Origin of the sequence: Olsenella sp. CU969 (assembly GCF_905219715.1) — a bacterium.
In the GTDB taxonomy this organism is placed as follows: Bacteria; Actinomycetota; Coriobacteriia; order Coriobacteriales; family Atopobiaceae; genus Granulimonas; species Granulimonas faecalis.
In genome coordinates, this window is sequence record NZ_CAJMXC010000087.1 from 1 (window position 1) to 7,918 (window position 7,918).

General features: G+C 69.4%; 1 protein-coding gene. It reads left to right on the top strand.

Going from position 1 to position 7,918, the window contains the following annotated elements; genetic code table 11:
* Positions 1-3,470, top strand: a 3,470-nt coding sequence (locus tag JX283_RS07430) for an isopeptide-forming domain-containing fimbrial protein (RefSeq protein ID WP_204830006.1), incomplete at its 5' end; no start/stop codon positions are given.
* Between the last annotated feature and the right edge of the window lie 4,448 nt (positions 3,471-7,918).

The window sequence follows — 7,918 nt, forward strand, 5'->3', positions numbered from 1 at the left end:
ACCCCGACAACCCCACCGGGAGGCTCCAGGTGGTCCGCAAGACGGTCACCGTCAACTACGGCGACTTCCACAGTGAGGATGCCGAGGTGGAGGACTTCTTCGGGCTCGCCCTCACCTCGACCTCTTCCGCGCCGGGCTCCTTCTCGGTCTCCAACGGGGCCGTGGCCGACCTGGTGTGCGGCGAGGACGGAAAGCCGGTCCTCGACGACGGCAGGCTCCAGGTGCGCGTCAACAGCTGCGGCACGTCGACGATCGTCTTGGAGCAGGGGGCCAACGCCCTCTATACCGGCATCAAGTACATCATCACCGTCAACGTGCGGCCCGACCCTGGCATCGTGCCCCACGTCCAGATCCGCCTCACCTGGCGAAACCTCACCGCCTCCGAGGGCGAGGGCCTCGCCCCTGTGGCCAGGCTCATGGTCCGCGCCCTGGGCGCCGCCGACTCCGCCCTCCCCGCGCCCCTGGCGTCGGTCGGACGCGCCCACACGCCCCCGCGCCCCGGCGACGTCATCGAGTACACGGTGACCGGCCTCAACCTCACCCCCGGCTCCGCCTGGCAGGCCGCCGAGCTCACCGATGCCATCGACGAGAGGCTAGAGTTCGACAACGACTCGGTGCAGATCTGCCCCAACTACCCCACGCGAACCGACAAGAGCACCGACCTCGGTTCCGCCGCTTTCTACGAGGGCTTCGACTGGGACGCCCTGACCTGGTCCGACGTCGACCCGGCGCACTTCACCTACCAGAGGCCCACGCTCACCAAGGGGGTGGGCACCGTCTACGGCGGCCAGTCCACCTCGGTGCGCTTCCGCGCCACGGTGGGGATCGACAAGGGCCTCGGGGACAGGCCGGGCGACGACGGCAGGCTCCCCGAGATCTCCAACCTGCCCGGTGGCGGCGGTGGCTACGGCAAGGACGAGGCCGACCTCGACCCCGGCGAGGAGGCGGTGCCTGTCGTGCCGCTCCCCGAGGAGAACGTCGTGGTCGTCGGCGGGGGCGACCCCGAGCCCGGGAAGCCGTCGGTGCCCGAGCCCACCCCCGTCCTGCCCAAGGACCCCGTGGCCGCCGACATCCTCACCACGGTCGAGGTGGGGCATGTCGAGCACCGCGAGGAGCACGACGACGACCGCATCCTCGTGGGCGACGTGTTCCGCGTGACGGCCACCTCCACCAACCGGGCGCCCGACTCGAAGCTGGCGAACGCCGTGATCAAGGTGACCCTCCCCGAGGGCATGAGGCCCAAGGCGGGGACCATCCGCCTCACCGATGCCGGCGGCACCGTCTACGAGGTGCCCAACGGCGCCTACGACCCCGAGACCGGCATCGTCGCCGTCAACGCCGGCGACCTCTACGGCGGCGAGAGCGCCCGCCTGACCTTCGACGTCGAGGTGGTGTCGGTCTCTCCCGACGGCTCCGACCCCTCCGCCCCGCCCGTCACCGGCTCCACCCTGGGCGAGACGCCCACCGACGAGTGGGAGCGCGAGCACCCCGACCCCGACGACCCCGACGGTGAGGCCGACATCTCCGTGACAAAGAAGGCCGCCAACCTCACCCATCCCGACGCCAAGCGGGCCCTCGTGGGCGACGAGATCTCCTACACCATCACCCTCGCCAACAAGGGGGCCGACACCGCCTGGTACTCGCCGGTGATCCGCGACACCCTGCCCCAGGGCCTCGAGTTCGTGCCCGGCACCCTGGTGCTCACCCGTGTCGACGGGACGGAGCAGCCCGTGGACGACGCGGTATACGTGGAGTCCACCCGCACCATCGCCGTCTATGTGGACGACCTTTACGGCGGCGAGTCGACCAAGCTCACCTTCACCTGCCGGGTGACCCCCGACGCCCAGGGCACCGAGGGCGCCAACGTGGCCTTCGCCTTTGGCACCACCCCCACCGAGAAGTGGGAGGAGGAGCACCCCACCCCTGACCCTGACGACCCCGATAACCCGGACAACCCTGACAATCCGGACAACCCGGACAACCCGGACGATCCGTCGCCTGCCCCCAAACCCAAGCCAGAGCCCGGCGATCCCTTCGTGCCCGACCCGCCGGCCGGCGTGGACCCGGACGACCCCACCTACAACCCGTGGGAGGACTTTGNCTGGGACACCTATCCGGAGAACAAGCCCACGCCCGAGCCCAGCGACCCGGTGACGCCCGGTCAGTCCGGCGGCGTCATGCCGGCCGATCCCGACGAGGACGGTCTTGCCATGGCCCTCACCGGCGAGAACCTCACCCGCGACATCTCCCGCACCATGGTGGGCGACACCATCCGCTATACCGCCACCTTCACCAATACCCAGGACCACACGGCCCTCTACGACACCGTCCTGCGCAACATCGTCCCCGACGGCCTCANGGTGGTCCCCGGCTCCATCTACGTCGAGGTGCCCGACACCGCGGCGCCCGTGAGCCTGCTCGCCCTCACCGACGGNGTCGCCCCGGCCGCCGCGCCCGAGGTCACCGAGGACGGCCACCTGCGCTATGCCGTGGCCGACGGCGCCTATGTGGACGCCACCCGCACCATCGGCGTGCGCTCGGGCCACATGCCTGCGGGTACCTCGGTGCGCCTCGTCTACGACGCCGTGGTGGGCCCCGGGGCCGCGGGCCGCACCATCCTCGACCGCGCTTGGGGCCATGGCATGAAGCCGAGCTATTACGACCTCGACTCCGCCGACCCCCAGGTCTCCGAGGCCTTCGTCCCCTCCGGCACCCTCGCCGCGTTCCNCGCCACCGAGGGGCTCGCCACGCTGCCCGCCACCCATGAGATCCCCGTGAGCGACGTGACCGATCCCGCCGACGGTGCCGTGACCCTGACCAAGACGGCCAAGAACCTCACCAGCTCCGACGGCAACACCTATGTGGGCGACCGGGTGCGCTACACCCTGACCCTGGNCAACGACACCCCCGGCTCCGCTGTCTACGACGCGGTCATCGAGGACACCGTGCCCGCCGCCCTGGCCGTCGACGAGTCCACCGTCCGCCTGGTCACGGCCGACGGCCGCTCCGTGGCCTGCCGCGGCGTCTACGACGCGTCGACCCGCCGCCTGTCGGTGGTGGCGGGTGACGTCTTCGGCAGGGGGCAGGCGGTGCTCACCTTCGAGGTGGAGGTCACCTCCGAGGCCGTGGGCGCCGATGTGGGCAACGTCGCCCGCGCCTTCGCCACGCTCCCCTCCGACATGGGCGACGGCGAGAGGGTCCCGCTCGTGCCGGGTACNCGCTTTGACCCGCCTGCCGGCTGGGACGCCTTCTTCACCGACTCCGGCAGCCTCTCGGTGGACAGCGGCGACGCCGTCTACCCCTCCGAGCGCGTGAGTGCCNGCGAGGGCGTCNAGGGCCGCGNGCTGNCCNTCACCGGCGGCAGGGGACTGGTCCCCGTGACCGGCGACGTCGCATCCCTGGTCCCGGCCCTCGGTCTCATGGCCGCGGTCTCGGCGGCCGCGACCGTCTGGGTGCGCCGGCGCCGCTGACGCACCGACACCGCCCGACCGGGGAGGGCCGGCACNCGCACCTGGGGCGCCGGCCCTCCCCCTGCCTGTCCCAACACCCGGACACTTTTGTCCCAGCGGCCCTGCTAGNAGGCCCTTCTCGGTCGTTTGGTGCTTTTCGGTATGAACCCTGATCTAAACCACCAAACATCGCGTTGTTTGGTGGTCTTGGCCCCTCCGTGCGGGAGAAAAACCACCAAACCATTGGTGTGACTGGCGTGACAGGGGCGTCTGGCCCATCTGTCGCTTCTTATATTCATCAATTTATGGTTCTGACGGCCCATGTCCGAGCATGGCCTCGTGCCCTCCGACATCCCGGCCGGGAGCCGGCTTGCCGGGCATAGGGACGCCTCCCATTCCCCGTATTCAGGCAGCGGGGGGGGCGATTCAGAGGTGCGGGCCCCTTCGGGCGCCTACNTTCTTACGGAATTTAAAAGCACCTTGAATACAAGGGACTAGAGAGTATATTTAGAAGACGTTTAGGAAAAATGACACTCTCGCCGTCCCCACGACGGTGCGCGACCCGGAGGTGACCCCATGAACGCGCGAACACCCAAAAACCGTCCCTTTGCGTTCCTGCTCTCCATGTTCTTGGCCTTTGAGCTCTGCCTGCCCGGAGCCTGCCTACCGGCACTGGCGGAGGCCATGGAGGTGGCGCCGGAGGTGCCCATGGGCACCCGGACCGTCGATGGCCCGGCCGATGACGGCGCCACGGACGGGCCGGCCGACGGGACCGACGGGCCCGCGCCCGTCGACGACCAGGTCGATCAGGCCGACCCGGACCCCCAGGGCCTTCCCGATGACCCCNTGCNCGTCGNCNAGCCGGTGGCCGCGGCCTCCGAGGGCCTTCCCGAGCCCCGCGACATCGGTGACGGCTTCACCGACTACGGCGGTCTCTCCATCGCCGGCGGCACCCCGGGGACGAGCTACGCCCTGGAAAACGTCACCTACTCCCGCATCGGCCGCGGGTCCAACGAGACCCCGCAGCACCAGGACGGCCGCCAGTTCCCCGTGACCACCACCGACACCCGCGCCATNGCGATGCTGGTGATCAAGGCCGACGGTGCCTACACCGTCCGCAACACCGCGGGGTCCGGCACCGCCGTGGCCACGGGCATCCGCGTCGCCCCCGGGGTCGACGCCACCATCACCTTTGCCGGCGTGAACATCCAGGGCCAGTTCCCCATGGACATCGCCACCAACTCCACCGCCTCCGGAAACGGCACCGTCGAGGTGTCGGGCGACGACGTGGCCGANAAGACCACGGTCCACCTCATCCTCGCCGACGGCACCACCAACACCCTGCACAACTCCTACTACTCCACGTTGGACACCGGGTCCAANACCCCNGCCGCCTNTATGTNCCCGGGCCTGCGCTGCGGCGAGGGCTCNGTGCTCGTGGTCGACGACGAGGTGCTCAACCAGGACGTGTCGGGAGAGCCCGTCGTACCCGCCCAGGGCATGATTCCGGCCGGCACCACCTACGTGGACCGCGACGGCAAGACCCAGACCTCCACGGGCGTGGGCAAGGACCTCGTGTCGAGCCTCTCCAACCTCGAGAGCCGCGACCCCGGCCAGCTGTGGGTCTACAGCGGCATCCGGTCGGCGGCCATCGGCGGCGGCCCCATCGAGAACAGCGGCGACATGACCTTCAACGGCNGCGACCTCCACGTCNACTCCAACGACAAGGCCGCCAACGGCTCGGGCGCGGCCATCGGCGGCGGTCACGCCGGCGGCGGCACCACCATCACCTTCAACGGCGGCACCGTCGACTCCTATGCCTCCTTCCACGGCGCCGCCATCGGCGGCGGGCGCACCTACACCGGCGGGATGTCCAGCAGCACCAGCACCTGGCCCCTGCGCGACGCCATCATCTCCCGCACCGCCAACCACACCATCGCCGGCGACATCACCGTCAACGGCGGCTTCGTGGAGGCATGGGGCGCCGAGCACAGCAACGCCTTCGGCCAGGGCTGCGGCGGCACCAACACCGGCAGGACCATCCTCATCACCGGCGGCACCCTGCTGCCCCACTGGGGAGGCAACGGCGGCTTCCTCGAGATCGGCGGCAGCCAGGGTTACGTGGTCATCACCGGCGGGTCGGTCAACTGCNNCCGCTTCCAGGGCAACGACANCGACGGCCTGGCCTACGGCGACCTCGAGCGCACNAAGAAGGTGGCCATGCTCACCATCGACGTGAAGTCCAAGATCCAGGCCATGGCCGACGCCGCCGGCGTCACCCCCGACTTCAACGCCAAGCTCGAGAGCTGGGAGCTCCTGCTCGACAAGATGCTCACCGACCCGCCCTACGGCGCCCCGGCCAACCTCAACGACGGCAAGCTCTACCTGTGGCTCCCCNAGGGCNNTNACACCTNCCACCAGATCGACGCCAACTTCTCCTACTACGTGGGTGAGAAGCTCCTCACCTCCAACACGACCCTTCCCCAGGGCTCGGCCGGCTCGGGCGACACCACCGCCAAGGAGTGGGAGAGCTTCAAGCTGGACGAGGACTTCGTCACCAAGAACTGGAGCAAGTACTACGACGGCGAGCCCTTGGANAAGGTGGACGTCTCCAAGACGCCGATCAAGGTGGACAACCCTGCCGGCGGCCAGCTCGACAACAACGACAAGATCAAATACAACTACCAGCAGATGGACGAGGACGGCAACCCCATCAGCGCCGCCACCACCGGCACCAGGACCCCGGCGGACGCCGGCTTCTACGACATCGAGGTCCGCTCCGAGCAGTACAAGGAGAACGCCCTGTTCTCCCAGACCTACTGNGGCNACTCNGCCACAGGCCGCGCGGTCATCTCGCCGGTGTGCTCCTCCACCTCCTGGGAGCTCNGCGAACCGGTGGTCCTCTCCACCACCNACGCCGACGGCAACGAGGTGAGGAAGGAGTACACCGCCCCCACCTGGGCCCAGGACGACAACGCCGGCAACTACAACACCGCCACCAACAACCACCTGGTGGTGCCCGTGGACGTCACCAGCGGCTCCCTGCCCTTCGGCGACTCCTACCCCGACGGCTCCACCATGAGCCGCACCAGCTGCAAGGCCCCCACCGGCCGCCTCCAGCTCTACATCGACGACCGCGCGGTGCCCGAGGGCCTGGGCGGCGTGATCGAGGTCGACCGCGACCGGCTCGAGGACGCGTCCTTCACCCACGCCTGGATCGCGGCCGACGACAGCGGCCGCGAGCACACCATGGCCTACTTCGACCTCACCCGCTCCCAGCTCGAGGCCTTTGGCCTGGAGGACAAGAGCTCCGAGGGCAACGAGCACCACGTGCGGGTCGAGTACACCAGCGCCTCCGCCGACGCCGGTCCCCGCGACGAGGCCGCGGCGGCNTCCGAGGACGACAGCGAGCCCTGGGTGCCCGCCCACAACGACTCCGCCTACGTNAACTNCTACGAGTCGGCCNACGACGANAACGCCGTGGAGATCGAGCTGGCCACCCCCGACCTGCGCCTGTTCAACGAGAGCGGCACCGGCTACATCCCCAACGGGGAGGGCCTGGCCGAGGGCGACCTGGCCGCCAACGACGCCAAGCTCAAGCTCGACGAGGACCACGAGCGCGACTGGACGGCCCCCGACGGCACGAGGATGGGCNCCGAGGACCACACCGACGTCTCCGCTTTCCGCGACAAGCTCGACGACGCCGGCAACGTGGTCAAGGAGAACCCCGACTGGTTCCCCCTCTACCTCCAGACCAACTCCATCGGCGACGTGGAGTTCACCAGCTCCAACCCGGCGGTGATCTCGGTGGTGCCCAACGACGCCATGACCGACCGCACCTACGTGGAGAACAAGACCGACTACGGCGTGGGGGCCCGGGCCCGGGTGCTCTCGGCGGGGAAGACCACCATCACCGCCACCGTCAAGGGCACCGGCGCCTACAGTGGCGCCTCCAGGAGCTTCGACGTCTACGTCTTCCCCGACCTGGCCAAGAAGCCTGAGCTCACCCTCACCGCCACCGCCTACGACACCACCCGCGACGACGGCACCGTGAGGCCCGGCGACGTGATGCGCTACACCGTCACCGCCACCAACACCGCCGCCGACTCGGCCTGCATCAACCCCGTCTACGAGCTCGGCATTCCCGGCGACACCACCCTCAAGTCCCTCGTGGCCGTGGCCCCCGACGGCACCGAGACCGTCATNGAGAACCCCCGCGTCGTCGACGGCAAGGTGGTCGTCGACAGCCTCCCGACCCTCTTCGGCGGGCAGTCCTGGCGGTTCGTGCTCAATGTGACCGTCGACTCCGACCTGTTCGACCCCGGCCACGGCGCCCTGGAGCTTGCGAGCACCTCCAAGGCCTCGGGCATCTACGGCGTCAACCCCGACCAGTTCGAGTGGGACACCCGCTTCCCGGCCGAGGGCATGCCCGTGGACGATGCCCTGGTGACGGTAGACCCCTCCAAGCC